The organism is Thiomonas sp. SCN 64-16 (assembly GCF_001725585.1).
Classification (GTDB): Bacteria; Pseudomonadota; Gammaproteobacteria; order Burkholderiales; family Burkholderiaceae_C; genus Thiomonas; species Thiomonas arsenitoxydans.
Genome location: NZ_MEGQ01000005.1, coordinates 40,388 through 65,791 on the forward strand (window position 1 = coordinate 40,388; position 25,404 = coordinate 65,791).

Consider the following 25,404-nt stretch of genomic DNA (forward strand, 5'->3'; position numbering starts at 1 on the left):
TTGGGATGCTCAGAGTTTATGCTGCACCGCGGCATAAATCTATCCGGCTGGCGCCGAACATGCGCTAGATTGATGACTTTTACCGACCCAATTTCCGGCGAGCATGGACAAACTCAAACAGTTGGAGACCTTTGTCGCGGTGGCGACCAAAGGAAGTCTGACCGCTGCGGCGCATGCCGAAGGCGTGGCGCCAGCCATCATTGGCCGTCGCATCGATGCGCTGGAAGCGCGCTTGGGCGTCAAGCTGCTGGTGCGCACCACACGGCGCATCAGCCTGACCGACGAGGGCAGCGCCTTTCTTGAAGATTGCCAGCGCCTGCTGGCCGAGCTGCAGAACGCCGAGGCCAGCGTGAGCGCGGGCGGAGTGAAGGCCAGCGGCCATCTGCGCATTACCGCGCCGGCGGGTTTTGGCCGCCGCCACATCGCGCCGCTGATTCCCGGGTTTCTCGACCAGCATCCCGAGGTGAGTCTGTCGCTCGACCTGACCGATCGTCTGGTCGATCTGGTCAACGAGGGCTACGACTGCGCCGTGCGCGTGGGCGATCTGGCCGATTCTTCGCTGGTCAGTCTGCGGCTGGCCGACAACCGGCGCGTGTGCGTGGCCGCGCCCAGCTATCTGCAACGTCACGGCACTCCGGCCACACCGTCCGATCTCGCCCGTCACCAATGCCTGGCGTATTCCTCCGTGAGCAGCCAGCCGCGCGGCTGGATGTTCCAGGCCGAGGGCGAGATCCTGCATGTGCGCGTGGCGGGTCGCATGGACTGCACCGATGGCGCCGTGCTGCACCAGTGGTGTCTCGAAGGCCGGGGCATCGCCTGGCGTTCGCTGTGGGAAGTGGGCGCCAGTCTGGAGCAAGGCAAGCTCGTGGCGCTTCTAGAAGACTTTGCCGCGCCGCCCAACGGCATCTTCGCGGTGTTCACCCAGCGCAAGCATCAGCCCCTGCGGCTGCGCCTGTGGCTGGACTATTTAAAACACCATTTCACCCAGCCGCAGCGGGCGCCGGTGTGAAACCGGGGCTCAAGCCTGCCGCGCCAGCAGATTGTCGATGAGCTGGTGCAGCTCGGCGAAGTTGGGCGTGCCGACGTACTGCTTGACGATATGGCCCGACTTGTCGATCAGAAAGCTCGTCGGCGTCAAGCGCACATCCTTGAAGGCCTTGGCCGCCTGCCCGCTGGCATCGAAGGCCACGGTGAACGGTAGCTGTCGCTGCTGCACAAAGTTGCGCACAAACTCAGGGTTGTCGTAGCTCATGGCCACGGCCACGAGGTCGAAGCCTTTGGGGTTGAGCTGGTCGTAGGTCTTCACCAGCTCGGGCATTTCCCCCACGCAAGTGGTGCAGCTCGTTGCCCAGAAATTCACCAGCACCACCTTGCCGCGATAAGCCGAAAGATCGACCGTTTTGCCGTCGAGCAGGCTGAAGCTCGCGTTGGGCGCCTCGGGTTTCTGATCCAACGCCGACCAGCCGAGATAGCCGCCCACGGCCAGAACGGCCAGCACGATGACGGCGATAAGCGATTTGGACAGGGGTTTCATGAAGGCGCCTACAAAAGAAATTCAAAACAAATACAGAAGACCGATTTTAGGCCGCTCAAGCCCTGCGGCATGCAACCCCGCGCGCCTCACGGCAATTCCGGGTATTCGCAAACAATCCGGGTTCAATACGGCAACACAACCGGCTGGCTCAGCGCCCAGTTGCGTTGCCAGTCGGCCAGATACTGCGCAGCCAGCTCGGGCGCATTCCACATCACCAAGACGTTCTCGGCATTGCGATGCGCCGCGGAGTAGGTGTAGTTGAAGCTGCCGGTCTGCACCGTGCGCCGGTCGATCACCATGTATTTGTCGTGAAAGATGGGATAGACGTCGACCGAGCGCACGGCAATGCCCGCGTTGCGCAGAATGCCCAGCGCGTGCCGCGCGTAGCGGGCGTCTTCATCGAAATTGCTTTTCCAGTCCACCAGCACCTGCACTTGCACGCCGCGTTTTTTCGCCTGGACCAGCGCCCGCGCCACGTCGGACGAGGTGAACAGATAAGCGGCCATCTGAATGCTGCTATGCGCCTGATCGATGGCCTGCAGCACCAGCGCCAGCGCGCCGCCCGAAGGCGAGAAGGCGCTGGAGACAGCGGCCTGTGTCGGCAGGGCGAGGGCTTGAGGCGAGCGGGCCTGCGCTGGCAGCGTGCAGGCGGCAGCGAGCAGGGCGCAGGCCAGCAAGCGGGCGCAGGGAGAACGGGTGGCAAAAGCTTTGAACGACATGATGAATGCGCATGAAAAAGCCCGGCTGCGCCGGGCCTGGACCGCGGGCGTTTTCGGCCCGTGGTGTGGTCAACTCATTTCAGATGCGCGCTGACCAGTTTGGTCATTTCGAACATGCTGACCTGATCCTTGCCGAAAATCGGCTTGAGCTTGGCATCTGCGTTGATCATGCGCTTGTTCGCTGCGTCTTGCAGATTGTGCTTCTTGATGTATTCCCACAGTTTTTTCACCACTTCGGTGCGCGGCAGCGGCGTGGTGCCCACGACGGCGGCCAGATGCGCCGAAGGGGTGAGCGGTTTCATGAACGCCGCGCTGGGCTGACGGGTTGTTTTAGCGGCGGCCGCCTTTTTTGCCGCGGGTTTTGCAGTGGTCATATTGAGTGCACTCCGAGAAGTTGAGCTTGTTATCCACTGGCGTGTCAGCGGCCCGTTGGGGATCGCTGCGCGCCGTGCAGATTCACCGTTGTCATGGATTGCGGGCTGGACGGTCCGGCCCGCTAAAAAGTTGAGCCGATCCATGCCTTCCGGATCTGCATGACTGCGCCCCGATCGGCGCCAACGTGCCGGAGGATCGTGCTCAACCAGCCGCATATTAAGCCGAGCGCGAGGGCGTCCGACGCAGCATGTGCGTTTTTAGCGTTTTGCGCGTTGTTTTGTTGTCTTGTTGGCGCCTGAAGCGCCCCCCCGAAACCCGTCGCTTCGCTGGGCTCTCCCCTCGAGGGGCAAGAAACTCATGAGAAAACGCAGGGCCGCCCCAAGTTTTCTTGTCCACCTCGCGGCTTGCAAGCCGCTCGGATTCGACTCCGTCCAAGCTGCCGCAGGGCAGCTTGGAGCCGCGGGCCTCATCCCCCTCGGGGGGCCTGACGCGAACGCGGCAGGTCTGGGGGCGCTCTTGGGGCGGCCCGGCGAGTTTGTTCAGAGCGCACGGGGGAACTGCGACTGTGCTCTGCAGCGAGGGTCACTTTTGCTTACACTCGCTGCGCCAATTGGCCCTGCGTTTTTCCGCCCATCCGTTTTACTCAGCCAGGAGTCTGTTTCATGAACCCAGCCTCGTTGCATCCCAAAAAGCTGTTCGCCGCCGTGCTTGCCTGTGGTCTGTTGGCCAGTGTGCCGGCGCAGGCGCAGTTCGCCAAACCGCAAGACGCGGTGAAGTACCGTCAGTCCGCCTTCATCGTGATGGCGGCGAGTTTTGGCCGCATCGGCGCCATGGTGCAGGGCAAGGCACCGTTCGATGCCAAGGCCGCGCTGCAAAACGCCGAAGTCGTGGCCTTCATGTCGCATCTGCCGTGGCAGGCTTTCGGCCCCGGCACCGACTTGCCTGATTCGCATGCCAAGCCTGAAATCTGGAAAGAGATGGACAAGTTCAAGGCCGATGCCAACAAGCTGCAGGAAATGACGCCCAAGCTGGTGGCCGCCGCCAAGACCGGCAAGCTCGACGAGATCAAGGTGGTGTTCGGCGAAACCGCCAAGACCTGCAAGGCTTGCCACGACGCGTTCCGCGAAGAACTCTGAGCGTTTTCTGGGGTTGTCCAGTCCCGCACAAACCCGCCGTCGGCGGGTTTGTTTTTTCAGAGCGTGAGCGTGCCAGTGATGAGGGGTTGCACCGCACCACCGACCCAGACCTGCCCGGCGGCATCGCGTTCAATGTGCACCCGACCGGCGCGTCCCAGCTTCGCGCCTTGCGCCGCTACATAGGCCGAAGGCAGTACGCCACAGCCGATCAGCCACTGCGCCAGGCTGGCGTTGAGGCTGCCGGTCACGGGGTCTTCGGGCACGTTCAGCGCTGATCCGAAGAAGCGCACTTCGATTGCGGCGTCCCCTCCCGCAGCGTGCCGCCCCGCCATGCCGACGTTCACTCCCAGACGTTTGAGCGCGGCATGATCGGGCTCCACCGCGAGCACACGTTCGGCGCTGCGCAACCAGAGGCAGAACCAGCGCGGCCCGTTGTCCAGCCAGGCGCTGCGCTGGATGTCGTCGCGCTCCAAGCCCAGGGCTTGGGCCACGTTGTGCAGCAAAGTGGGTTCGATGGGGATTTCGCGCATCGGCGGCGCCGCAAAGGCGAGTTGCTTCGCGCCCGATGCATCAGGGGCCGCGACGCGAACCTCCATCAGGCCGACGCCGCATTGCTGGATTACCACGCCATCGCGTCTGGGCTTTCCTCCCAGCTGAAGCCAGGCGGCGCAGCTGCCCAAGGTGGGGTGCCCGGCAAAGGGCAGCTCTCCTCCCGGCGTGAAAATGCGCACGCGGTAGTCGGCCTCAGGCGCGCTGGGCTTCAGCAAAAACGTGGTCTCCGACAGCCCGAGCCAGCAGGCGATCGATTGCAGGGTGGCCGCATCGAGGTCGTCGGCCTGGTCCACCACGGCCAGGGGGTTGCCGCGCAGCGGCGCGGGGGCGAAGACGTCAAGCTGCAAGAACGGATGGGTCATGGCGGGGTTCTGGCGGGTGTGTCGTGGAGAAGACTTCACCCAGGCGGGCAATGGCGGTCTCGATCTGCGCGGGCGTGGCGGTGGCGTAAGACAGCCGCAGCGTATGGCGCGGCGCGGCGCCCGCGGCGTAGAACGCCGTGCCGGGCACATAGGCCACTTTGCGTTGCAGCGCCAGCGACAGCAGCGCGGTGGCGTCGGCGCCTTGCGGCAGAGACAGCCAGATGAACATGCCGCCTTGCGGAGCGTCCCAATGCACGCTGCTGGGCATGTGGCGGGACAGGGCGGCGAGCATGGCGTCGCGCTGCGCGCGGTACAGAGCGCGGATGTGCGGCAGTTGCGCATCCAGCAGCCCGCCTTCGAGCACCTTGAGCACCAGCCTCTGCGTAAGACTGGAAGTCTGCAGATCGGCGGCTTGGCGCGCCAGGGCCATCTTGGCAATCACCTCGTGCGGCCCATGCACATAACCCAGACGCAGCCCGGGAGACAGCACTTTGGAGAAGGTGCCCAGCACAAGGCTCTGGCCGGGAAGCTGCGCCGCCACTGGCGCGGGCGGCGGGCCGTCGAACCACAGTTCGCCGTAGGGGTTGTCTTCCACCAGGGCGATGGGGCGGCCCCGCAAGGCCCGCGCCCATTGTGTGCGCCGCGCAGCCGTCATGGTCTGTCCGGTGGGGTTACGGAAGTTGGGCTGCAGGTAGACCATGCGCGCGCCGCCATGCGCCGGGTCGTCCAGCGTCGGCAGCGCGCCCCCGGCGTCTTCGTCGAGATCGGCAAAGCGTGGGCCGTAGGGCGCGAAGGCTTGCAGCGCGCCGAGGTAGGTCGGACGTTCCACCAGCACGGTGCTGCCGGGGTCGATGAGCACACGTCCCACCAGATCGAGGCCTTGCTGCGAACCGCTGGTGATGAGCACTTCGTCGGCCTGGGCCTCGATGCCCTGTGCGCGCAAGTGCGCGGCCACCCACTCGCGCAAAGGGGCAATGCCTTCGCTCGGGCCATACTGCAGCGCCCCCTGGGCCTGCGTGTCGAGGACCTCCACACAGGCCGCGCGCAAGGCCTGCACCGGAAAGCTCTCCGGCGCGGGCAAGCCGCCGGCCAGCGAGATCATGCCGGGCTGCTCGGTGAGATTGAGCAGCTCGCGGATAGGCGAAGGGGTGTAGTGCGCGCTGCGCTGCGACAGGGTGAAGGTCATGCGTCAACTCCGGGAGTCAGGGATAGGACGAGGAACGGGACGAGGAACAGGACGCGACGCATCATGCACTGGCATGCGCCGCGCGACAAAAACGACGGCCAGCACCGCACCGGCGAACAACAGGGTGGTGGCATCGAGCACTTCATGCAGCAAGGCCGCCGCGGCCAGCATCGACAAGAAAGGCTGCAGCAGTTGCAACTGCGAGATGCGCACGGTGCCACCCAGCGCAAGAGCCCGGTACCAGGCCAGAAAACCCAGCCACATCGACACCACGGCCACATAGGCGAAGCCGCCCCAGGCCGAGAGCTGCACCGGGGCTGCGGGTCGTAGCCACCACGCCGTAGGCACGCTGATGGGCAGACTGAGCACCAGCGCCCAGCCGATGACCTGCCCGGCAGGGCGAGACCGCGTGAGGTGGCCGCCCAGGGCATAGCCCACCGCAGCCGACAGCATGGCACCCACCAGCAGGCCATCGGCCCAGTGCAGATTCAAGGCGAAGCGTCCGGTGCCGTGCAGCAGGGTGTAGGCCATCACCAGGGCCGCACCCAGAAAGGCGCAGAGCCAGAACCCGGCAGACGGCCGCTGGCCCGCCAGCAGCGCGCCGAGCGCTGCGGTAAACAAGGGCAGCAGCGCCAGAATGAGCGAGGCATGCACCGCATCGACTTCGCGCAGGGCGATGGAAGTCAGCAGCGGAAAACCGAACACCACGCCGCCGGCCATCGCGGCCAGCAGAGCCCAGTCGCGGCGGCCGGGCAAGGGCGCGTGTTGCCACACCAGCCAGACGGCTGCGAGCACGCCCGCAACGGCCGCGCGACCGAGCGCCACGAACTCGGGCGAGAGTTGCGGCGCCTGCGTCGAGCCGACGGCCAGACGCGTCATCGGCAGCGAGAGCGCAAACAGACCCACGCCCAGCAGGCCCAGAGCCAGCGCTTCGCCCTGCGCGGAGATCGGTGGCTGCTTTCGAACGGCGGGTGTGGGTGGTGTGGACATGGAACGCAGCTTAGGGTTCAATGCGATACACCACCAATACACTTGATGAGTACAAAACAGCCTCTGTATGGATGAGATCGCCAATACAGTGAACTTGGGTCCCGAGGCGGGGACGCTGCAGCGCCATGCGGCGACCACCTTGGCGGAGCAGCTCAGCGCCCAGTTTTCCGCCCGCATCCGCAACCGCTTGCTGCCCCCGGGCAGTCGCTTGCCGTCGGTGCGCGAATGCGCCCGGCGGTACGGGCTGAGCACGCAAACCGTGGTCGCGGCGTATGACCGGCTGCAGGCCCTCGGGCTGGTGGAGGCGCGCGCGCAGCGTGGGTATTTCGTGCGGGCGCCCGGTGACACGCCCGTGCTGGCGCGGCCTCGCGCCACGCAGGCCGATGCCGCTGCGCCCATGTTGGCGCCGACGCACGCCACCGCGCTGGTGCGCGGCATGTTTCATCAAATGGGGGCGGGCGCTGCGGTGGCGCTGCGCGGCGCGCCCGGTTCCGGCGTGTTGCCCGCGCCGTGGCTGGAGAGTGCGGCGCTGGGCGCGGCCTTGCGGCGCATCGCCCGCGCGAACGAACTGGGGCAGGCGTCGCTGCACTATGGGGATCCGCTGGGCGATCTGGCCTTGCGCGAAGCCTTGTCGCGGCAATTGGCCGGCTTGTCTGTGCAAGTGCCGCCGCAGCAGATTCTGACCACCAATGGCGCATCACAGGCGCTCGATCTCGTGTTGCGCGCACTCACCCGCCCCGGCGACGCGGTGCTGGTCGAAAGTCCCGGCTGGGCGATGCAGTTTGCGCAGATGGCGCACCACGGGCTCAAGCTGCTGCCCGTTCCGCGCGGGGCCGACGGCCCCGATCTCGACCTCCTCGATCAGTTGGCCCGCGCCCATGCGCCGCGCCTGTTCATCTGCGTGAGCGTGCTGCACAACCCCACCGGCCAGAGCCTCAGCGCGGCCAGCGCGCACCGCGTGCTGCAACTGGCGCAGCGTCACGGCTTTCAGGTGGTCGAAGACGATGTCTATGCCGCGCTCGCCGAGCCCAGCAGCCCGCGCATGAGTGTGCTCGATCAACTGCAGCACACCATTTATCTCAGCGGGTTCTCCAAAATCCTCGCGCCCGGCTGGCGTGTGGGCTTTGTCGCGGCGGCGCCCGCCGTCATCGACCGTCTGGTCGATCAGAAGTTGCTCGCCGTGCTCACCACGCCCACGCTCACCGAGCGGGCGCTCGCCCATGTGCTGGGACAGGGGCAGTTGCGGCGCACCACGCAGCAGGTGCGCGACCGGCTGGACGCGGCGCGTGCACGCGCGGTGCGGCTGGCCGAGAAAGCGGGCTGTCGCTTCGTCACCCCGCCACGCGGCCTGCTGGGTTGGGTGGACACCGGCGTGGACACGGCCACGCTGTCACAGCGCCTGCTCGACGCCGGTTATTTGCTCGCGCCCGGCCACCTGTTCGACCCGCAGCAGCAGCCTTCCACCCGCATGCGCATCAACTTCACCCAGACGCAGGACGAGGCGTTCTGGCGTGCCTTTGCCGCTGCGCGGCGCTAAAGCCGTATGCGGTCGCCAACACGGCGGACAGCGCGATGAAAGAAACGGCGCGTTGCGATAGTATCCAAATGTACATCGCTCTTTCGCTCATTCCTTCCACCCATGTTCTCCCAGGTCTGGCACTTGCTGGTCGCGGGCGATGCGGCCACTTGGCACATCGTCGGCGTGTCGCTGCGCGTCAGCGGCGCCAGCGTGCTGCTCGGTCTGCTGCTGGGCTTGCCGCTGGGTGCGTGGCTGGCGGTGCATGCGTTTACCGGGCGCGGCGTGGTGGTGGCGCTGCTCAACAGCCTGCTCGGGCTGCCTTCGGTCATCGTCGGTCTGCTGGTGTATCTGCTGTTGTCGCGCAGCGGGCCGCTGGGTGAACTGGGGCTGTTGTTTTCCGTGCCGGCCATGGTGCTGGCGCAGACCATACTCACCACGCCGCTGATCGCCGCCGTCACGCGGCAGATCGTTGCCGAATCCTGGCGGCTGCACGGCGACACGCTGCGTTCCTTGCGCCTGGGAGCGCTGCAGCGCGTGCGTTGGCTGCTGTGGGACTGTCGCCATGCCTTACTGGTGGCCGCCCTGGCCGGGTTTGGCCGCGCCGTGTCCGAGGTGGGCGCGGTGATGATTGCAGGCGGCAATATCGAGGGCTACACCCGCACCATGACCACGGCCATCGCGCTGGAAACCAGCAAGGGCGACCTGCCGTTGGCGCTGGCGCTGGGCGCGGTGCTGATGACGCTGGTGCTGGGGGTCAATGCGGCTGCGGCCCTGTTGCGGCAGTATGCGGCGGCGCGCTATGGGGAGGGCGCATGAACGGCTCTTGCGGCGCTGGCGTGGCTTGCGCGGCGCTGTTTCCCATCAGCCTGCAGGGCGTGGGTTTGCGCCGCGGGACGAACTGGGTGCTGCGGGGTCTGGATCTGCAGATCGCGCGCGGCGGCATCACCGCGGTGGTCGGGCCCAATGGATCGGGCAAGACCAGCCTGTTGCGCCTCATCCACGGCCTGGAGCGGCCCACCTGCGGTCGCTTGCTCTTTGCTGGACAGGAGCCGCCGTTGGAGGGCATGGCCTATCCGGGGCAGGCCATGGTGTTTGCACACACGCCCATGCTGCGCGGCACGGTGACGGACAACCTGCGCCTGGCCTTGACCGGGCGCGGATCAGACCCCGGTTTGATCGAGGCCGCGCTGATCCGCGCCGGGCTGCAGAGTCGGGGGCGGCAAAGCGCCGCCAGCCTGTCTTCCGGCCAGCGTCAGCGGCTGGCGCTGGCGCGCGCCTGGATGATGCACCCCGCGCTGCTGCTGCTCGACGAGCCGTGCAGCCATCTCGACCCGCAAGCCAGCGCAGCCATCCTGCAAGACGTGCAGGAACTCGCCGCGCAAGGCATCACCGTGGTGCTCAGCACCCACCGCCCAGAGGAAATCGCGCTGGCGCAGCGCGTGCTGCGGCTGGATCACGGCCAGTTGCAGACTTTTTGCGCACCTCAATCACTCAACCCACAGCGCCTCGGCGCCATTCCCCCAGGAGACTCCGCATGTTCACGCGATTGCATTTGCCATTCATCCGTCTGATCGCCGCTGCGGCGCTCGGACTCGCGTCGCTCGCCGCCGGGGCGCAGACGCCGCCCAGCATCGTCGTCGCCTCGACGACCTCCACCGAGCAATCGGGCCTGTTCGGCCACATCCTGCCGCTATTCACCCGCGCAACAGGCATCGCGGTGAAGGTGGTGGCGGTGGGGACGGGACAGGCGCTGGACATCGGCCGGCGCGGCGATGCCGACGTGGTGTTCGTGCACGATCGCGCTGCGGAAGACCGCTTCGTCGCCGAAGGCTGGGGCGTGGACCGGCGTGACGTGATGTACAACGATTTCGTGCTCGTCGGGCCCAAGTCCGATCCGGCCGGGGTCATGCAAGTCAAGACCTTGTCGGAGGCCTTGCGCCGGATCGCTTCGAGCCAAGCCCTGTTCATTTCGCGCGGGGACAAGAGCGGCACGCATGCCGCGGAGTTGCGCGCGTGGAAGCAGGCCGGAATCGACCCGGTGGCGGAGGGCCGGGGCAAGTGGTACCGCGAAATCGGCGCGGGAATGGGACAGGCGCTCAACACCGCAGCGGCGCTGAACGCCTACACCCTGAGCGACCGCGGCACCTGGCTGGCGTTCAAGAACCGCGGTGACCTGACCATCGTGTTGCAAGGCGACAAGGCGCTGTTCAATCCTTACGGCGTGATGCTGGTCAATCCGGCCAAGCATCCGCAAGTCAAGGCGGCGCAGGGCCGCGCCTTCATCGACTGGATCACTGGCCCGGCAGGCCAGCAGGCGATCGCCGACTACAAAATCGGCGGCGAGCCGCTGTTCTTTCCTGACGCAAAAAGCCAGTAAATCTCAGAGTTCGCGCCGCTTGCGCACCGCATCGGCCAGAACGCGCAACAACGGCACGGTGTCGTCCCAGCCCAGGCAGGCGTCGGTGATGGACACGCCCGGCGTCAGCGGCTGACCCGGCTTGAGATCCTGCCGGCCTTCGCGCAGGTGGCTCTCGACCATCACGCCCAGGATGCGCCGCTCGCCTGCGGCGATGCGCTCGGCGATGCTGGCGGCCACCTCCATCTGCTTGCGCGGCTGCTTGGCCGAATTGGCGTGCGAGCAGTCGATCATCACCTGTTCGCGCTGCCCGGCTTTGGCCAGCGCGGCGCAGGCAGCGTTGACTGATGCGGCGTCGAAGTTCGGCGCCTTGCCGCCGCGCAGGATGACGTGGCAATCCGCATTGCCGCGGGTTTCGAAAATCGCCGCCACGCCCATCTTGGTCATGCCCATGAAGGCATGGCCGCTGGCCGCCGACACCATGGCATCGGCCGCCACCTGCACCCCGCCGTCGGTGCCGTTCTTGAAGCCCACGGGACAACTCAGCCCCGAAGCGAGCTGGCGGTGGCTCTGGCTTTCGGTGGTGCGCGCGCCGATGGCGCCCCAGGCGATCAGGTCGCTGAAATACTGCGGCGACAGCAGATCGAGAAACTCGGTGCCCGCCGGTAAACCCAGCGAATTGATCTCCAGCAGCAACTGGCGCGCGCGCTGCAGACCCTCGTTGATGCGAAAGCTCCCATCCAGCCGCGGGTCGTTGATATAACCCTTCCAGCCCACGGTGGTGCGCGGCTTCTCGAAATACACCCGCATCACCACAATGAGCGCGTCGCTCAGATCGGCCGCCGTGGCTTGCAGGCGGCGCGCATAGTCGATGGCCTGATCGTGATCGTGTATGGAGCATGGCCCGACCACAACCACCAGCCGGTCATCGCGCCCGTGCAGCACATTCGCGACTGCGGCGCGGCCTTGCTCGACCACGGCCTCGATCTGCGGCGTGACCGGCAGTTCTTCCAGCAGCACCGCAGGAGAGATCAAAGCCCGCACCGCCTTGATGCGGGTGTCGTCGATGCGAGTGGTGTCGAGCGTGCCGTCCAGCGCGCCGGCCTCGTGGTCATGGGTGGGATCGTCGATTCGGGGCATGGGTCAATCTTCCGCGAAAAAGTCGGAGTCGATACGTTTGAGTTGATAGGTGGCCGCCACCGAGACGCCGAGATCATGTTCGATCATCAGCTCGGCCAGCCGTGGGCCATCGATCAGCACGACTTTGTGCTGCGGGCTGCGGCGGGCGAACTGTTGCGCGTTGTCGGTGAACAGCCCCGTGGTGATGAACACGCCCTTGTTGGCGCCACGGCTGACCAGGGCGCCCAGAAAGTCGCGCAGTGGCGGCTCACCCACTGAGCCCTGCCAGCGTTTGGCCTGAACGTAGATGGAATCAAGGCCCAGCCGGTCTTCGGCGATCACGCCATCGATGCCGCCATCGCCCGAGCGTCCGACCGCCTGACCCGCTTCGGCATGGCTGCCGCCGTAACCCATCTTCAATAACAGCTTAATCACGACGCCCTCGAAGAAGCCGGGATCGCAACTTTTCAATCGTTCCAGCAACTCGGCGCTCAGCGCTGCATTGGTTTCGTTTGAGATGAGCTTAAAGCGTTCTTCGGGCGGAAGTGTGGGCTCTGTTTCGACAAAATCCACTGCCGATTCAGCGCTAGCGGGCACTTGCTCTTTGCGCCATGCTCGATAGCCTGTTTGCGCCGCGCGGAAATAAGCCTCGGCACCACCGCGCAAGGCAGCGGCTCCAGGCTCTGTGATCTGCCAGACGCCTTTTTCTTTCAAGAGGAATCCCGCCTTGACCGAATCCACCGAAAAGAAATGGAGATACATGCGCCAACGCGGCAGGCCGTTGCTCTCGATAATCTCTTGCGCCCAGTCGTCAAACTCAAGCTGTTGAGCAACTCGGGCGGCCACGTCCCGGCTACGCAGCTTCCCATCAGCTTGCTGCAGCGCCTGCATGGCGGCGAACATGACCCGCGAGCCAAGCGCTTCAGAGCGGGAAAAGAGCTTGCTCATGCAGCCTTACGCTACCGGCTGCGGATTGCGCAGTCGGATGTGCAACTCCTTCAACTGCTTCTCATCCACCGGGCTGGGCGCGTTGGTCAGCAGGCACTGGGCGCGCTGGGTTTTGGGGAAGGCGATGACGTCGCGGATGCTCTGGGCGCCGGTCATCATGGTGACGATGCGGTCCAGGCCGAAGGCGATGCCGCCGTGCGGCGGGGCGCCGTATTGCAGGGCGTCGAGCAGGAAGCCGAATTTGGCGCGGGCCTCGTCGGGGCCGATCTTGAGCGCGGAGAACACCTTGCTCTGCACTTCGGCGCGGTGGATGCGCACCGAGCCGCCGCCGATTTCCCAGCCGTTGAGCACCATGTCGTAGGCCTTGGCGATGCACTTCTCGGGGGCCGTGTCCATCAGTTCTTCATGGCCGTCTTTTGGCGCGGTGAAGGGGTGATGCACGGCGGCCCAGCGCTGGTTGTCCTCGTCGAACTCGAACATGGGGAAATCGACCACCCAGAGCGGCTTCCAGACGTTGTCGAACAGGCCGTGGCTCTTGCCGAAATCACTGTGGCCGATCTTGACCCGCAGGGCGCCGATGGCGTCGGCCACGATCTTGGACTTGTCGGCGCCGAAGAACAGCAGGTCGCCGTTTTGCGCGCCGCTGCGCTGCAGGACGGCGGCAATCGCCGCGTCGTGCAGGTTCTTGACGATGGGCGACTGCAGACCATCGCGGCCCTTGCTCACATCGTTGACCTTGATCCAGGCCAGGCCTTTGGCGCCGTAGATCTTGACGAACTCGGTGTAGGCGTCGATCTCGCTGCGGCTCATCTCTCCGCCGCCGGGCACGCGCAGCGCGACCACGCGGCCACCGGGGGTGGTGGCCGGGCCGGAGAACACCTTGAAGTCCACGTCGGCCATGACGTCGGTGAGTTCGGTGAACTCCATCTTGACGCGCAGATCGGGTTTGTCGGAGCCGAAGCGGCCCATGGCCTCCGCATAAGTCATGACCGGGTAGGGGTTGGCGAGCTCGATGTCGAGCACGTCTTTGAATACGCCGCGGATCATGGTCTCGAACAGATCGCGGATCTCCTGCTCGCTCAGGAAGGAGGTCTCGCAGTCGATCTGGGTGAACTCGGGCTGACGGTCGGCGCGCAGGTCTTCGTCGCGGAAGCACTTGGTGATCTGGTAATAGCGGTCGAAGCCCGCGACCATGAGCATCTGCTTGAACAGTTGCGGCGATTGCGGCAGGGCGAAGAACTCGCCGTCGTGCACGCGGCTGGGCACCAGGTAGTCACGCGCGCCTTCGGGCGTGCTCTTGGTGAGCATTGGGGTTTCGATGTCGATGAAGCCCTGGCCGTCGAGGAAGCGGCGCACCGCCATCGCGACCTTGTAGCGCAGCTTGAGGTTGTGCTGCATCTGCGGACGGCGCAGGTCGAGCACCCGGTGGGTCAGCCGCGTGGTCTCCGATAGATTGTCGTCGTCGAGCTGGAAGGGCGGGGTGACCGAGGCGTTGAGCACGGTGATGTCGTGGCACAGCACCTCGATCTTGCCCGAGGTCATGCCCTCGTTTTCGGTGCCTGCCGGACGCGGCCGCACCAGCCCCTGCACCTGCACGCAGAACTCGTTGCGCAGGCTCTCTGCGGTGGCAAACATGGCGGCGCGGTCGGGGTCGCACACCACCTGCACCAAGCCCTCGCGGTCGCGCAGGTCGATGAAAATCACCCCGCCGTGGTCGCGACGGCGATGCACCCAGCCGCACAGTGAAACAGTTTGCCCCAGTTGGGCTTCGGTCACCTGACCGCAATATTGGCTACGCAGACTCATGTTGGAGAGGTACTTTCGGAAAACGATCCTGCGGCTTCGGCGCGCAGGGGGCAGGAAGGGAAAGGATGGGAGCGCGGGCGCTCAATGCACTTGCGGATTGTTCGGCCCGCCCGGCACGACCACACCCATGGAAATGATGTATTTGAGCGCAGTGTCCACGCTCATCTGCAGCTCGATCACTTCGCTACGCGGAAACATCAGAAAAAAGCCGGAGGTCGGATTGGGTGTGGTGGGGACGTACACACTGACATGATCGCCCTGCAGATGCCCCGCAACCTCGCCGCCCGGCGTACCGGTCATAAAGGCGATGGTCCACGAGCCCTGATGCGGATATTGCACCAGCAGGGCTTTGCGGAAAGCGTTGCCGCTGCTGGAAAACAGCGTGTCCGACACCTGTTTGACGCTGCTGTAAATGGTCTTGACCAGTGGAATGCGCGCCATCAGCCCGTCCCAGCGGGCCAGCCACCACTGCCCCACCATATTGGCCACGGCCAGACCGGTGAGGAAAATGGCCGCCAGCACCAAGACCACGCCCACGCCGGGAATGTTCACCAGTTTGTCCAGCGCCGGGGCTAGGCCGGGCGCCACCGTGCTCAGCGCGCTGACCATGGCCCGGAAGATGCCGTCGAACACGGCCAGCAACTGCCACAGCACCCAGATGGTGATGGTCAGCGGCAGCCAGACCAGCATGCCGGCGATGAAAATACTTTTCAGGCTCATGGAATGAAACAGCCTTCCGGGGCGCGGAAGGCTTGGGGTTGAGTAAGGGGGCAGGGCGGGTGGATCAGAGCCCTGGAGAGAATGAATTTAATGGCAGGCACACGAGGCGCCGCAGGCCGGGGGCGCGGCACTGTCGGAGGAAGACGCTGCAGCCGCTGTCGATGTTGCCGCCGCGCCGCCGCCCTTGAAGTCGGTGGCGTACCAGCCCGAGCCCTTGAGCTGGAAACCCGCCGCGGTGAGCTGTTTGTGCAGCGCAGGCTTGCCGCAATGCGGACAGACGGTCAGCGGGGCATCGGACATTTTTTGCAGCGCGTCTAGGGTGTGGCCGCAGGCATCACATTTGTAAGCGTAGATCGGCATGGTGGAAACCTCGTCAAAATAGGGGCGCCAGGAAAATCGGCGCTTCAAGTCCAGAATTCCCAACTTAAATGGGGGCAAACAGGCGCAGAACAATGGCGGCATTATAAAAATGCCCCGCCTGTCGGGGCGGCAGCGGCCACGCAGCCTCGGCCTTATCTCTCGTTATCCACCGTAGGCGGCGCGATGCTGGCCGGTGCAATACCGGGCGGCGCCAGCGCGGGCGGGGTGAATTGCGGCAGACGGGGTGCGACGCTGGGGAAGCCGATGGTTCCGACCTGAGCGCCCTGCGGATCCATTTTGAGTTCCTCACGCACGCCGTCACGTTCCAGCCAGACCATTTTGTAGCCGGTGGCGCGCAAAATCACGCCCGGTGCGATGGCGTCTCCTACGCCGACGGCGCGGGGCGGTTGGCCGTCGATGCCAATCAGCGCCGAGCCGGTATCGCCCCCGGCAATCACCCCGTACAGCCGAAAGCGGCTGGGCGCGGCGGGTGCGCTGGCCGCGCCCACCGGTGTGGCGCCAAACAGGCGCGCGGCCTGCTGCGCGGCCTGCTCGGGCGACAGCGCGCCGATGAGTTGGGCATCAGCGGGAACCGTTTGCGGCGAGGCGACCAGTCGCAGCATCCAGGTCACTGCCAGCGCTGCGCAGGCGAAGGCGAGAACGACGCTCAGCAGCGCCGCGGCCCGGCGGCTGCTGCGAGTAGAAACGCCACTGGGCGCAGGGAATGAGGGTGAGGTGCGCAACATGAGACACTTATTATCCGCGCAGAACGTGTCTTCGCGCCGTCTTGTTGCAACGAGTCATCAGCAAGGCGGAAAAACCGAGGGCGCGCCCGGCGCTTTTCAAAAGGTGGAAGTCGATGAATGATGGTTTGAAGGAGGTTTCATCCGAGGTGCTGCGCGTGCCCGCGGCCCGTCGCAAAGCGCGCGGTTTCACGCTGATCGAGCTCATGGTGGTGCTGGTCATCATGGGCGTGCTGGCGGCGCTTATCGTGCCCAACATCATGGGCCGCACCGACGAGGCGCGGCAAACGGCCGCCAAGACGGATATCGCCACCATCATGCAGGCGCTCAAGTTGTACAAACTGGATAACGGCATTTACCCCACCCAGCAGCAGGGCTTGCAGGCGTTGGTGGTCAAGCCCACCACGCCGCCGATTCCCAACAACTGGAAGCCCTATCTCGAAAAGCTGCCGACCGATCCGTGGGGCAATCCCTATCAATATCTCAACCCGGGCGTGAAAGGTCCGGTGGATGTGTTCAGCTATGGCGCAGACGGCAAACCCGGCGGAGAAGGGGCAAATGCCGACATTGGCAGCTGGCAATAAGCCCGGCTGCGTCCTGAGGGCAAGGCAGCCGCGCCAGCGGCAAGCGTGGGGGCTTCATTCCCGTGGCTTTACCCTGCTCGAAATGCTGGTGGCGCTGATCATCGTGGGCATGGTCACGGCGATGGCGGCTTTTGCCTTGCCGCCTTCCGAAAATGCGCAGATGCAGCGTGAGGCGCAGCGGCTGTCAGCACTGTTCGATGCCGCACGTCAACACGCCGCCGAAACCGGCGTGCCCCTGGCCTGGGCCAGCGGGCCGAGGGGCTATGCCTTTGTGCAGATCGGGCCGCAGGGTTGGGAGCCGGTGGACTCCGACCTGCTGCGTCCGCGGCTCTGGCCCTGGGTGGGCGGCGGCCGCGAAATTCCCCCGCAGGATTGGCGCGCCGCGCTCGGCGGCGAGCCGCGAGAGGCAGCCTACTCGGCGGGTACGGTGTCGGTGAGTTTGAGCGAGGGTGGGGTGCGCAGTCTGGGCACGCCGCCGAGCTGGTTGCTGTTCGGCTCCGAGCCGGTGGGCGGCCCGGTCCGCCTGGTGCTGTCTGACGGCGCGGAGCGCGACAGCATCGAAACCGACGGCTTCGCGCCTTTTGTGGTCAGTCGCAGCCGATCATGATGTGCGGACCCCTTCGCGTTCCGGCGCCCCCATTGAATAGGTCGGCCCAGCCGCCGGGCCGCCCCAAGGCTGGGCCAGCCCCCTCGGGGGGCAGCGCCGCCGCGTCAGCGGCAAGCGTGGGGGCAAGCTCCCGCGGATTCACCCTGCTCGAAGTGTTGGTGGCTTTGGCGGTGGTGGCCATTGCGCTGCTGGCGGCCATGCGTGCCGCAGGCGGCGTGGCCGACAACGCGCAGCGCTATCGCATGACCGTTCTGGCCGAGCAGTGCGCGCAGAATTTTCTGGTCGATCAACGCCTGAGCAAGACCTTTCTCGCAGTGGGACAGAGCACTAGCGCCTGCACGCAGGCGAATGTGCCGTTCACCGTGGCGGTGGATGTGATGCCCACGCCCAACCCCAACTTCCGCCGCGTGCAGGTCAACGTGCTCGATGCCAGCGGCTGGAGCGCGTGGCAGGTGGTCACCATCATCGGGAATCTGTAAGTGAACCGGGCGCCTGTTTCGGCACAGCGGGGTTTCACCCTGATCGAGCTGCTGGTCGCGGTCACCATTCTCGCGGTGGTGGCGGTGCTGGGCTGGCGCGGGCTCGACGCGGTGGCGCGCAGCCGCGACGACGCCAACCGCGCGTTCACCACCAGTTCGCGTCTGGCCGACGGCATGCAGCAGCTGGGCGACGACCTGCGCCATGCGGTGTCGCAGGGGCCCGGACTGCCTGCGGTGAGCGTGCTCGGCGGCGGGCTGTTCATCGTGCGCCGTCCCGCGCAACCGTTGGGCGGCGATGTGCGCGCCGATGTCGGCGCGGGCGTCGGCCTGCCGCCGAATGCGGGCGAGCTGCAGGTGGTGCGCTGGACGGTGCAGGACGGCGCGCTCAAGCGCAGTGCCAGCGCGCCCACCGATAGCCGCGCCGTCTTGCAGGCGGCCTTGCAAAACTCCACCGCGCCTTTGCTGACCATTCTGCCCGGCGTGGTGAGCATGCAGATTCAGTTCTATCGCTACGCCGGTATCGGGCTGCTGCAGCAATCGGGCGCCTGGGTCAATGCCGGTACGGCGGCCAATGTGGCTAACGCCAGCAGCAACACGCCGGCCGCATCGGCCAGCGCCGCGGCGGCCGTCGCCAACACGCTGGCCGCCAGCGCGACGACCCCGGCGGCCGTGCGCCTGCAACTGCAGTTCGCCGACAAGCTGCTGACGGGCGATTTGCAGCGCGACTTTTTGCTGGATGACCGCGAATGAGCGCTCCGCACGGCCGCTCCGAAGGAGTGCTCAACTCCCTTGGGGAGACGAGCCTAGTGAGGAGGGTAGTCCACTGAGACGCGCGACCAAGTATCAAGCCGGGCATCAAAGCGGCGCGGCGCTGATCACCGCCATGCTGATCGCCGCGCTGGCCGCGGTGATGGTCTCTAGCATGTTCTGGAGCCAGTGGAGTGCCATCGCCCGCGAGCAGACCGCGCGCGAACAGACGCAGGCGCGCTGGATTTTGCGCGGCGCGATCGACTGGGCCCGGCTGATTCTGCGCGAAGACGCCATGACCTCGACGGCCGATTACCTCGGCGAGCCCTGGTCGGTGCCGCTGGCCGAGGCGCGGCTGTCGACCTTTCTCGCCGCGCGCGGGCAAGACAGCGCGGGTCTGCCCGACGCCTGGCTCGAAGGGCGCATCGTCGATGCGCAAAGCCGCTTCAATCTGCGCGATCTGGCCCCGGCCGGGACGATCGATCCGCAGGCGTTACTGGCCTTCCAGCGCCTGTGCGCCGCGTTGCAACTGCCCTCCAATGTGGCGGCCACCATCGCCAATGGTGTGGCGGCGAGCAACCCCATCGGCGCTGCGGCGCTGACCAATGTTGCAAATTCGCCACTGCCGCTGCAGCAATTGCAGGATTTGGCGCGGCTGGGCCCCACCGTGGCGCAGGCCCTGCCCAAGCTCGCCTCTGCCGTCACCCTGCTGCCGCAGGCCACGCCGGTCAACGCCAACACCGCCAGCCCGGAGGTGCTCGCTGCCGTGCTCGGGGTGAGTGCCGATACGGCGCAGGCCTTGGTCGAGGCGCGCAAGCGCGCGTATTTTCGCAATCTGGGCGATATTTCAACCCTGCTGCCGCAAGGCGCAACCGTCAATCCGCAACTGGTGAGCGTGGCCACCGGCTACTTCGACGCCATTGCCCGTGTGCGCATCGACAAGCTGGAATACGCCGAGCGCGCGCTGATTCAGCGGGCCGGGGTGTTCTCGCAGGTGGTGCGCATCCAGCGCGTGCCCCCTTGGTTGGCGGCTACTCCTGACGTCGAACAGGGATCAAACTGATTTGTCTCGCAAAACGCGATTGAAGAATGCATTGCAACATCGCGTATTTCCTGTACCTTTACTGCAACAAAGCCTCTCTACAATCGCCGCCATCATGCAAACCCTGGTTCTCCGCCTGCCGCCCCTGGCTACCGCGCACTCGCTGCCGGAGCTGGAGTACGTGCTGCTGAGCGCCAATGGCAAACTGCAATCGGCCGGTCGGGAGCAGGTTGCGCTGCTTCCGCGTGGCGCCCGGGTGGTGGCCGTGGTCGATGCGCTCGACGCCTCGGTCATGGCAGCGACGCTGCCCGCCATGGCGCCTTCCCGGCTGCAGGCCGCGCTCAACGGGGCGCTCGAAGACCGTCTGCTGCAGGACGCGGGGCAACTGCATTTGAGTGTCGGGCCGCTCGCCGAAGACGGTAGCGTCACGCTGGCCTGTGCGGTGCAAAAGGCCGCGCTGCAGCAGGCGATTGCCGATCTCGCTCAGGCCGGGCAGGAGCCGGAGAAAATCGTTCCCGAAGCCGCCTTGCTGGCACCGGGCGACGCGCTGCTGCAAACTTCAGGGCAAGGCCCGCGTCTGCTGTGGCGCGACCTGCAGGGCGAGGCGGCCTGGTTGCCGCTCATTCTCGCGGCTGACGCCGCCGCGCCGCAGGCGCTGCCGCTGCCCGTCACGCCCGAACATCTTTGGGTGCAAGATCAGGCGCAGCCCCAACTCAGCTGGCTCGATCTGCCGCCCGGACTCACACCGGCCACGCTCAGCGACGCCGGCTGGATGGCGCGGGCAGCGCAGTCGCCGTGGAATCTGCGGCAGTTCGACCTTGCGCCCAAACACGCGCTGTCGCGAGGTTGGGCCGGGGTGATGGAGCAACTCACCACACCCGCCTGGCGACGTGTCGGTGCCCTGCTGGGGCTGCTGGCGGTCGTGCAGTTGGTGGGCATGAACGCCGCCGCGTTCAAACTTTCACGGCAGGAAAGTCAGTTACGGCAAAAGCTCGACGCCACGGCGGCCGAGGCGCTACCCGGTGTGCCCGCCATTCTCGATGCACGCCTGCAGGTGCAGCGCGCGCTCAACGACGCGCGCCTGCGCACCGGCCGTCCCGGAGATGGCGATCTCGACGTGCTCATGGGGCGCGCCAGCGTGGTGGTGCCGCCGGGCATCGTGCCCACGGTGCTGAAATTCAGCCCGGGCCAGTTGCAGCTCAGTCTGCCGGGTGACGCGGCCGCGCAGGCGGCAGCAAGGTGCACTCCGGCCGGCCTGTCCTGCGTGGCGCAGGGCGATGTGCTGAGTGTGACGGGAGCGGCGCAATGAGCGCGACGCAAGGCGGCCGCATGGCGACGTTGTCGGGGCTCTGGTACCGGGGCCTTCCTCAGACGGTGGCGCTCGGGCGTCAGCGCTGGGCTGCCATGTCGCCGCGCGAGCGCGTGCTGATCGGCTCTGCCGCGGTGCTGGTGCTGGTTGCGCTGCTGTGGCTGCTGGCGATCAAACCCGCTTGGCATACCCTGCAAACCGCGCCGCAGCGCATCGTCAGCCTGCAGCAGCAGTTGCAAACCCTGCAGCAGGACGGTCAGCAGATCGCCGCTCTGCGCAGTGCGCCTTCCGCCTCGGCATTCAGTGGCGATTTGCAGGCGGCCATCGTGGCCTGGTTCAAGCGTGTCGATCCGGGCGCCAAGGTTCAGGCGCAGGTGCTGCCGGGCGAGGTGACGCTGGATCTCTCTGCGTTGCGACCGGCCACCCTGGCGGCGCTGGCGCAAACGGCGCGACGCGACTGGTCGGCGCAGGTGGACGGCGCCGATCTCAAGCTCGGCCCGGACGGCGCGCTCAGCGGCACGGTGCATCTGTCGCGGCAAGGATCGGGTGGCGGATGAATGGCCAGCGCACCCAAATCCACCGATCCGGCGCGCGCTGCGGCGTCTTCCGGCAAGCGTTCGTCCAAGTCATCCTCACGCGGGCGTTCATCATCCCGCAAACCGGTCAAACGCCAACGCGCCTTCAGCCGCCGCTGGTTGTGGCTGGCGGCTTTGCTGGGCGTGCTGTGGGCGCTGCTGTGGCAGGCCCCGGCCAGCTGGCTGAGCGCGGCGGTGTGGAAGGCCAGCGGTCAGCACGTCTTGCTCGCTCAGGCGCAAGGCACCTGGCGCGACGGCTCGGCGCTGCTGGTGCTCGAAGGCGGGGCGGGCAGCCGCGGCGCCACCGTGCTGCCCGGCACCTTGCACTGGACTATCGGTCTGGGCAATCTCTGGCGCGGCCGACTGCTGGCGCAGATCGACTGGCCCAAGGTCTCGCCGCAGCCGCTGCAGATCAGCACCCAGCTCGGCTGGTCGCAGACCACCGTGGCGCTGCGCCCGGCAGGGGGCGCGCCGGATGCCCCCTGGCAGGGCATGCTGCCGCTATCGGTGCTCGACGGGCTGGGCACTCCCTGGAATACCGTTGCGCTACGGGGACAGGCGCAATTCACCTTGCGTGGCCTGCTCCTAGAATCGGTCGCTGGGCGGATGCGGATCGGGGGGCAGGTACAGATCGACCTGCCGGATGTGGCATCCCGCCTGAGTGTGGTGGCGCCCATCGGCAGCTATACCCTGAGCATCACCGGGCAGGGCGCCGATGCGCAAGTCGAGTTGCGCAGCGACAAAGGGCCCCTGCTGTTGCAGGGCAAAGGGGTCTGGAACGGTCAGGCCCTGCAGTTTCTCGGCACCGGCCGGGCGGCGCCCGGCAACGAAGCGGCGATGGCGAATTTGCTGTCGCTCCTCGGACGTCGCGAGGGTGACCATGTGCGAATCGCCATTTGAATTCGACTGAATTCGACGACACTCCGACCGCCACAGAACACGACAAGAATCAAGGAACGCCGTGATGCATCCCGACTTGAACCCCAACTCTCATGCCCGCAGCGGGATCAGCCGCAGGATCGGCCGCGCGGTGGCCTTGCTGCTCGTTCCTTTGCTCATGCTGCAACCGGTGATGGCGCAGGCGCCCTCGGGCATGGCGGGCAAGACTGACCAAGCCAAACGTAGCGCCAATGGGGATCTCACCATCAACCTGGTCAACGCCGACATCGCCAGCGCGGTGCAGGCGGTGGCCGCGGCAACCGGGCGCAACTTCATCGTCGATCCGCGGGTGAAGGGCCAGGTCACCCTTCAGTTTGAAAAACCGGTGCCGCCGCAGAAAGTCTTCCAGGCGCTGCTTACGCAGTTGCGCCTGGCCGGGTTTGCCGTGGTGGAGCATGACGGCGTGTTTCAGGTCGTGCCCGAGGCCGACGCCAAGCTGCAGAGCGGGCCGGTGGGCGTCGGGCTGGCGCCTTCTCGCATTCCCGGTCGTGGCGATCAGGTGGTCACGCAGATCTTCCAGTTGCGCAATGCCTCGGCCAGCAGCCTGCTGCCCGTGTTGCGGCCCTTGATCTCGCCCAACAACACCATCAACGTCAGCCCCTCCGGCAATGCGCTGGTCGTGACCGACTATGCCGACAACCTCAAGCGCATCGCGCGCATCATCGCCGCGCTCGACGTGCCCACCGGCACCGAAGTCACCGTCGTACCGCTGACCTACGCGGTGGCCAGCGATCTGGCGCCCACGTTGCAAAAGCTCATCGACATGCAGACGGTCACCTCGAGCGGCCCGGGCACCCCCGGTGTGCAGGCAGCCGTCGCTGGCAGCGGGGCCATGCGCGCAGTCATCCTGCCCGAGTCGGCCAGCAACTCGCTCATCGTGCGGGCCACCAATGGCGCGCAACTCGCCGAGATCGAGCAGATGATCCGCCGCCTCGACCGGCCGCAAAATGATCAGGACAACATCCATGTGGTCTATCTGCGCAATGCCAATGCGGCCGATCTGGCGCGCACCCTGCGCGGGGTGCTGGCCGCGCAAGGCACGGGCAGCGCTGCGGGCGGGCAGTCGCAGACCAAGCCGCAGGGGGGATCGCAGTCGATGAGTGGCGGCAGTAACAACAGCAACTCATCTTCTTACGGGTCGTCCGGCGCCACCAGCCCGGGGCTGGGCCAGGCGCCGGAATTCGCCGCCACCAGCAGCGACTCGACGGTGACCTTGCCGCAGGGCGGCACGGTTTATGCCGACAACTCGCTCAATGCCCTCATCATCAACGCGCCGCAGCCGGTTTACATGCAACTGCGCCGGGTGATCGAGCGGCTCGACGTGCGCCGGGCGCAGGTTTATGTCGAGGCGCTGATCGCCGAGGTCGACGCCAACAAGGCGGCGCAACTCGGTATTCAGTGGCAGGCCATCGCCGGCAGCGCGGGCAATCAGAATGCCATCATCGGCGGCAGCAATTACGGCACTGGCGGCTCGAACATCATCAATCTGCAGGCGGCCATTTCCGGCGGCGGCAGTTCGGCGGCAACGGCGCTCGCCAGCGGTTCGCTGGCCATCCCCAATGGCCTGAACATCGGCATTCTGCACAACGTGGCGGGCATGGCCACGTTGGGTCTGCTGGCGAATTTTCTGCAGACGCAGGACGGCGCCAACATACTTTCCGCGCCCAACCTGATGACCCTCGACAACGAAGAGGCCAAGATCGTCGTCGGCCAGAACGTGCCCTTCGTCACCGGCCAGTATGCGCAAACCGGATCGAGCGCCACCGTCACGCCGTTCCAGACCATCGAGCGCAAAGACGTCGGCCTGACCTTGAAAGTGCGGCCGCAGATCACCGCAGGCGGCGCGATCAAGATGGATGTCTACCAGGAGGTGTCGAGTATTTCCAGCACCACCAACGCGGCGGGCATCATCACCAACAAACGCTCCATCCAGACCGCCGTGCTGGTCAACGACGGCCAGACCATCGTGCTCGGCGGGCTGATGCAGGACAACGTGAGCCAGAACAACAGCAAGATTCCGGGTTTGGGCGACATTCCGGGGCTGGGCGCGCTGTTCCGCTCCAATTCGCGCACGGCACAGAAGACCGATCTGATGGTGTTCCTGCGGCCCATCGTGGTGCGCACTGAAGATCAGGGCAACGCGCTGAGCCAGCAACGCTACGACACCATGCGCGGCATGCAGGACAGGGCGCAACTGCCCGCGCAGTTCGGCATGCCCGAGATGCCGGGGCCGGTGCTGCCGTCCCTTCAAGGCGATACGGGGGCAGCGCCCACGCCCCCCATGTCGCTGGGCGCAGCCAGCAGCGCCGCTGCGGCGCCCTCGCCCTCTACCTCGCCCACGTCCCTCGCCATGCCACCCGCTGCGCCCGGTGCAGCCAATGCCCTGCAGAGCCTTCAGGCGAAGAGCAAGGCTGACGCGACCGTGGTGGAACTCGGTTTTTCGCAGCCCCTGGCCGCCCCGCCCACCGCATTCACCTTGAGCGATCCGATTCGGCTGGTGCTCGATTTTCAGGGCGCCCATTCGCAGCTCAGCAGCAAGAGCCAGAGCTTTGATCTGGGGCCGCTGCAGTCTGCCAGCGTGGTTGATGACCAGGGCAAGACCCGGGTGATTTTCAACCTGACTCAGACCACGCGCTACGTCACCGAGGTGCGGGGCAAGCAACTGCGCGTCATCCTCACGCCGCAGCACTGAACGAC

The 25,404-nt window shown here is 66.2% G+C and carries 27 protein-coding genes; 15 read left to right on the forward strand and 12 right to left on the reverse strand.

Annotated elements, in window-relative coordinates:
* The first annotated feature begins 103 nt into the window (after positions 1–103).
* Positions 104–1,009, forward strand: a complete 906-nt coding sequence (locus ABT24_RS02475) for a LysR family transcriptional regulator (RefSeq protein ID WP_276729531.1) — start codon at positions 104–106, stop codon at positions 1,007–1,009.
* A gap of 9 nt (positions 1,010–1,018) precedes the next feature.
* Here the strand turns inward: ABT24_RS02475 and ABT24_RS02480 are convergent, their stop codons facing one another.
* The 3 genes from ABT24_RS02480 to ABT24_RS02490 all read right to left on the reverse strand — a co-directional run bounded on the left by ABT24_RS02480 (position 1,019) and on the right by ABT24_RS02490 (position 2,627).
* Positions 1,019–1,534, reverse strand: coding sequence for a peroxiredoxin family protein (locus ABT24_RS02480; protein ID WP_013107191.1), 516 nt, complete (start codon positions 1,532–1,534; stop codon positions 1,019–1,021).
* A 122-nt stretch (positions 1,535–1,656) separates the two neighbouring features.
* Positions 1,657–2,253 carry a phospholipase D family nuclease gene (locus ABT24_RS02485; protein ID WP_276729527.1) on the reverse strand — a complete coding sequence of 199 codons (597 nt, stop codon included), beginning with the start codon at positions 2,251–2,253 and terminating at the stop codon, positions 1,657–1,659.
* A gap of 74 nt (positions 2,254–2,327) precedes the next feature.
* A complete protein-coding gene (locus tag ABT24_RS02490) occupies positions 2,328–2,627 on the reverse strand; it encodes an SWIB/MDM2 domain-containing protein (RefSeq protein ID WP_013107189.1) in 300 nt (99 codons plus the stop codon).
* 663 nt (positions 2,628–3,290) lie between these two features.
* On the opposite strand from ABT24_RS02490, the gene ABT24_RS02495 reads away from it, so the two are divergent.
* Complete coding sequence (locus ABT24_RS02495) at positions 3,291–3,764, forward strand: c-type cytochrome (RefSeq protein ID WP_013107188.1); 474 nt, start codon at positions 3,291–3,293, stop codon at positions 3,762–3,764.
* Positions 3,765–3,820: 56 nt separating this feature from the next.
* Here the strand turns inward: ABT24_RS02495 and ABT24_RS02500 are convergent, their stop codons facing one another.
* From ABT24_RS02500 to ABT24_RS02510, 3 genes are read right to left on the reverse strand one after another with little or no spacing between them, the layout of a single operon-like run.
* Positions 3,821–4,678: a PhzF family phenazine biosynthesis protein gene (locus ABT24_RS02500; RefSeq protein WP_276729519.1), complete on the reverse strand. Its 858-nt coding sequence runs from the start codon at positions 4,676–4,678 to the stop codon at positions 3,821–3,823.
* Positions 4,653–5,864 carry an aminotransferase-like domain-containing protein gene (locus tag ABT24_RS02505; protein WP_276729517.1) on the reverse strand — a complete coding sequence of 404 codons (1,212 nt, stop codon included), beginning with the start codon at positions 5,862–5,864 and terminating at the stop codon, positions 4,653–4,655. Before ABT24_RS02505 ends, ABT24_RS02500 begins: the two co-directional genes overlap by 26 nt.
* 3 nt (positions 5,865–5,867) lie before the next feature.
* Positions 5,868–6,854: a DMT family transporter gene (locus ABT24_RS02510; protein ID WP_276729514.1), complete on the reverse strand. Its 987-nt coding sequence runs from the start codon at positions 6,852–6,854 to the stop codon at positions 5,868–5,870.
* A 67-nt stretch (positions 6,855–6,921) separates the two neighbouring features.
* Between ABT24_RS02510 and ABT24_RS02515 the strand changes: the two genes are divergently transcribed.
* The 4 genes from ABT24_RS02515 to ABT24_RS02530 all read left to right on the forward strand — a co-directional run bounded on the left by ABT24_RS02515 (position 6,922) and on the right by ABT24_RS02530 (position 10,750).
* The gene (locus ABT24_RS02515; RefSeq protein WP_276729512.1) at positions 6,922–8,391 is read left to right on the forward strand and encodes an aminotransferase-like domain-containing protein; all 1,470 of its coding nucleotides are present in this window, start codon (positions 6,922–6,924) and stop codon (positions 8,389–8,391) included.
* Positions 8,392–8,493: 102 nt separating this feature from the next.
* A complete protein-coding gene (locus tag ABT24_RS02520; RefSeq protein ID WP_276729510.1) occupies positions 8,494–9,189 on the forward strand; it encodes an ABC transporter permease in 696 nt (231 codons plus the stop codon).
* Entirely contained in the window at positions 9,186–9,944 is a 759-nt protein-coding gene (locus ABT24_RS02525) for an ATP-binding cassette domain-containing protein (RefSeq protein WP_286737310.1), read from the forward strand. The genes ABT24_RS02520 and ABT24_RS02525 overlap by 4 nt, the downstream gene beginning before the upstream one ends.
* Positions 9,908–10,750 (forward strand): ABC transporter substrate-binding protein, encoded by an 843-nt coding sequence (locus ABT24_RS02530; protein ID WP_276729507.1) that lies wholly within the window; start codon positions 9,908–9,910, stop codon positions 10,748–10,750. The genes ABT24_RS02525 and ABT24_RS02530 overlap by 37 nt, the downstream gene beginning before the upstream one ends.
* Positions 10,751–10,753: 3 nt before the next feature.
* Here the strand turns inward: ABT24_RS02530 and ABT24_RS02535 are convergent, their stop codons facing one another.
* The 6 genes from ABT24_RS02535 to ABT24_RS02560 form a co-directional block, all read right to left on the reverse strand.
* Positions 10,754–11,869, reverse strand: a complete 1,116-nt coding sequence (locus ABT24_RS02535) for a 3-deoxy-7-phosphoheptulonate synthase (protein ID WP_276729503.1) — start codon at positions 11,867–11,869, stop codon at positions 10,754–10,756.
* Positions 11,870–11,872: 3 nt separating this feature from the next.
* A complete protein-coding gene (locus tag ABT24_RS02540) occupies positions 11,873–12,796 on the reverse strand; it encodes a restriction endonuclease (protein ID WP_013107180.1) in 924 nt (307 codons plus the stop codon).
* Positions 12,797–12,802: 6 nt separating this feature from the next.
* Positions 12,803–14,602 (reverse strand): aspartate--tRNA ligase, encoded by a 1,800-nt coding sequence (gene aspS, locus ABT24_RS02545; protein WP_276729499.1) that lies wholly within the window; start codon positions 14,600–14,602, stop codon positions 12,803–12,805.
* A gap of 81 nt (positions 14,603–14,683) precedes the next feature.
* On the reverse strand, positions 14,684–15,322 hold the full coding sequence (locus ABT24_RS02550) for a DUF502 domain-containing protein (protein ID WP_013107178.1): 639 nt from the start codon (positions 15,320–15,322) through the stop codon (positions 14,684–14,686).
* Between the two features lie 87 nt (positions 15,323–15,409).
* A complete protein-coding gene (locus ABT24_RS02555) occupies positions 15,410–15,682 on the reverse strand; it encodes an FmdB family zinc ribbon protein (RefSeq protein ID WP_276729496.1) in 273 nt (90 codons plus the stop codon).
* Between the two features lie 152 nt (positions 15,683–15,834).
* On the reverse strand, positions 15,835–16,428 hold the full coding sequence (locus ABT24_RS02560; protein WP_276729494.1) for a type II secretion system protein N: 594 nt from the start codon (positions 16,426–16,428) through the stop codon (positions 15,835–15,837).
* A 113-nt stretch (positions 16,429–16,541) separates the two neighbouring features.
* Here ABT24_RS02560 and gspG point away from each other — a divergent pair, with 113 nt between their 5' ends.
* From gspG to gspD, 9 genes are all read left to right on the forward strand, one after another.
* Positions 16,542–17,009, forward strand: coding sequence for a type II secretion system major pseudopilin GspG (gspG, locus tag ABT24_RS02565; protein WP_276705889.1), 468 nt, complete (start codon positions 16,542–16,544; stop codon positions 17,007–17,009).
* Complete coding sequence (locus ABT24_RS02570; protein WP_276729492.1) at positions 16,984–17,616, forward strand: pilus assembly FimT family protein; 633 nt, start codon at positions 16,984–16,986, stop codon at positions 17,614–17,616. The genes gspG and ABT24_RS02570 overlap by 26 nt, the downstream gene beginning before the upstream one ends.
* A 116-nt stretch (positions 17,617–17,732) precedes the next feature.
* Complete coding sequence (gene gspI / locus ABT24_RS02575; protein WP_321164557.1) at positions 17,733–18,095, forward strand: type II secretion system minor pseudopilin GspI; 363 nt, start codon at positions 17,733–17,735, stop codon at positions 18,093–18,095.
* Positions 18,096–18,845, forward strand: a complete 750-nt coding sequence (locus tag ABT24_RS02580; RefSeq protein WP_276729490.1) for a PulJ/GspJ family protein — start codon at positions 18,096–18,098, stop codon at positions 18,843–18,845.
* Complete coding sequence (gspK, locus tag ABT24_RS02585) at positions 18,832–19,905, forward strand: type II secretion system minor pseudopilin GspK (protein ID WP_276729489.1); 1,074 nt, start codon at positions 18,832–18,834, stop codon at positions 19,903–19,905. The genes ABT24_RS02580 and gspK overlap by 14 nt, the downstream gene beginning before the upstream one ends.
* Before the next feature lie 94 nt (positions 19,906–19,999).
* Positions 20,000–21,193: a type II secretion system protein GspL gene (gene gspL / locus ABT24_RS02590; protein WP_276729488.1), complete on the forward strand. Its 1,194-nt coding sequence runs from the start codon at positions 20,000–20,002 to the stop codon at positions 21,191–21,193.
* A complete protein-coding gene (locus tag ABT24_RS02595; protein ID WP_276729487.1) occupies positions 21,190–21,750 on the forward strand; it encodes a type II secretion system protein M in 561 nt (186 codons plus the stop codon). The genes gspL and ABT24_RS02595 overlap by 4 nt, the downstream gene beginning before the upstream one ends.
* Positions 21,751–22,668: a type II secretion system protein N gene (gene gspN / locus ABT24_RS02600; RefSeq protein ID WP_276729486.1), complete on the forward strand. Its 918-nt coding sequence runs from the start codon at positions 21,751–21,753 to the stop codon at positions 22,666–22,668. It begins immediately after the preceding gene.
* Between the two features lie 64 nt (positions 22,669–22,732).
* On the forward strand, positions 22,733–25,399 hold the full coding sequence (gene gspD / locus ABT24_RS02605; RefSeq protein WP_276729485.1) for a type II secretion system secretin GspD: 2,667 nt from the start codon (positions 22,733–22,735) through the stop codon (positions 25,397–25,399).
* Positions 25,400–25,404: the final 5 nt, after the last annotated feature.

Excerpts from the sequence above, each read along its gene's own strand:
- ABT24_RS02475 (WP_276729531.1), top strand. The coding sequence starts at position 104 with ATGGACAAACTCAAACAGTTGGAGACCTTTGTCGCGGTGGCGACCAAA.
- ABT24_RS02480 (WP_013107191.1), bottom strand. The coding sequence starts at position 1,534 with ATGAAACCCCTGTCCAAATCGCTTATCGCCGTCATCGTGCTGGCCGTT.
- ABT24_RS02485 (WP_276729527.1), bottom strand. The coding sequence starts at position 2,253 with ATGTCGTTCAAAGCTTTTGCCACCCGTTCTCCCTGCGCCCGCTTGCTG.
- ABT24_RS02490 (WP_013107189.1), bottom strand. The coding sequence starts at position 2,627 with ATGACCACTGCAAAACCCGCGGCAAAAAAGGCGGCCGCCGCTAAAACA.
- ABT24_RS02495 (WP_013107188.1), top strand. The coding sequence starts at position 3,291 with ATGAACCCAGCCTCGTTGCATCCCAAAAAGCTGTTCGCCGCCGTGCTT.
- ABT24_RS02500 (WP_276729519.1), bottom strand. The coding sequence starts at position 4,678 with ATGACCCATCCGTTCTTGCAGCTTGACGTCTTCGCCCCCGCGCCGCTG.
- ABT24_RS02505 (WP_276729517.1), bottom strand. The coding sequence starts at position 5,864 with ATGACCTTCACCCTGTCGCAGCGCAGCGCGCACTACACCCCTTCGCCT.
- ABT24_RS02510 (WP_276729514.1), bottom strand. The coding sequence starts at position 6,854 with ATGTCCACACCACCCACACCCGCCGTTCGAAAGCAGCCACCGATCTCC.
- ABT24_RS02515 (WP_276729512.1), top strand. The coding sequence starts at position 6,922 with ATGGATGAGATCGCCAATACAGTGAACTTGGGTCCCGAGGCGGGGACG.
- ABT24_RS02520 (WP_276729510.1), top strand. The coding sequence starts at position 8,494 with ATGTTCTCCCAGGTCTGGCACTTGCTGGTCGCGGGCGATGCGGCCACT.
- ABT24_RS02525 (WP_286737310.1), top strand. The coding sequence starts at position 9,186 with ATGAACGGCTCTTGCGGCGCTGGCGTGGCTTGCGCGGCGCTGTTTCCC.
- ABT24_RS02530 (WP_276729507.1), top strand. The coding sequence starts at position 9,908 with ATGTTCACGCGATTGCATTTGCCATTCATCCGTCTGATCGCCGCTGCG.
- ABT24_RS02535 (WP_276729503.1), bottom strand. The coding sequence starts at position 11,869 with ATGCCCCGAATCGACGATCCCACCCATGACCACGAGGCCGGCGCGCTG.
- ABT24_RS02540 (WP_013107180.1), bottom strand. The coding sequence starts at position 12,796 with ATGAGCAAGCTCTTTTCCCGCTCTGAAGCGCTTGGCTCGCGGGTCATG.
- aspS (WP_276729499.1), bottom strand. The coding sequence starts at position 14,602 with ATGAGTCTGCGTAGCCAATATTGCGGTCAGGTGACCGAAGCCCAACTG.
- ABT24_RS02550 (WP_013107178.1), bottom strand. The coding sequence starts at position 15,322 with ATGAGCCTGAAAAGTATTTTCATCGCCGGCATGCTGGTCTGGCTGCCG.
- ABT24_RS02555 (WP_276729496.1), bottom strand. The coding sequence starts at position 15,682 with ATGCCGATCTACGCTTACAAATGTGATGCCTGCGGCCACACCCTAGAC.
- ABT24_RS02560 (WP_276729494.1), bottom strand. The coding sequence starts at position 16,428 with ATGTTGCGCACCTCACCCTCATTCCCTGCGCCCAGTGGCGTTTCTACT.
- gspG (WP_276705889.1), top strand. The coding sequence starts at position 16,542 with ATGAATGATGGTTTGAAGGAGGTTTCATCCGAGGTGCTGCGCGTGCCC.
- ABT24_RS02570 (WP_276729492.1), top strand. The coding sequence starts at position 16,984 with ATGCCGACATTGGCAGCTGGCAATAAGCCCGGCTGCGTCCTGAGGGCA.
- gspK (WP_276729489.1), top strand. The coding sequence starts at position 18,832 with ATGACCGCGAATGAGCGCTCCGCACGGCCGCTCCGAAGGAGTGCTCAA.
- gspL (WP_276729488.1), top strand. The coding sequence starts at position 20,000 with ATGCAAACCCTGGTTCTCCGCCTGCCGCCCCTGGCTACCGCGCACTCG.
- ABT24_RS02595 (WP_276729487.1), top strand. The coding sequence starts at position 21,190 with ATGAGCGCGACGCAAGGCGGCCGCATGGCGACGTTGTCGGGGCTCTGG.
- gspN (WP_276729486.1), top strand. The coding sequence starts at position 21,751 with ATGGCCAGCGCACCCAAATCCACCGATCCGGCGCGCGCTGCGGCGTCT.
- gspD (WP_276729485.1), top strand. The coding sequence starts at position 22,733 with ATGCATCCCGACTTGAACCCCAACTCTCATGCCCGCAGCGGGATCAGC.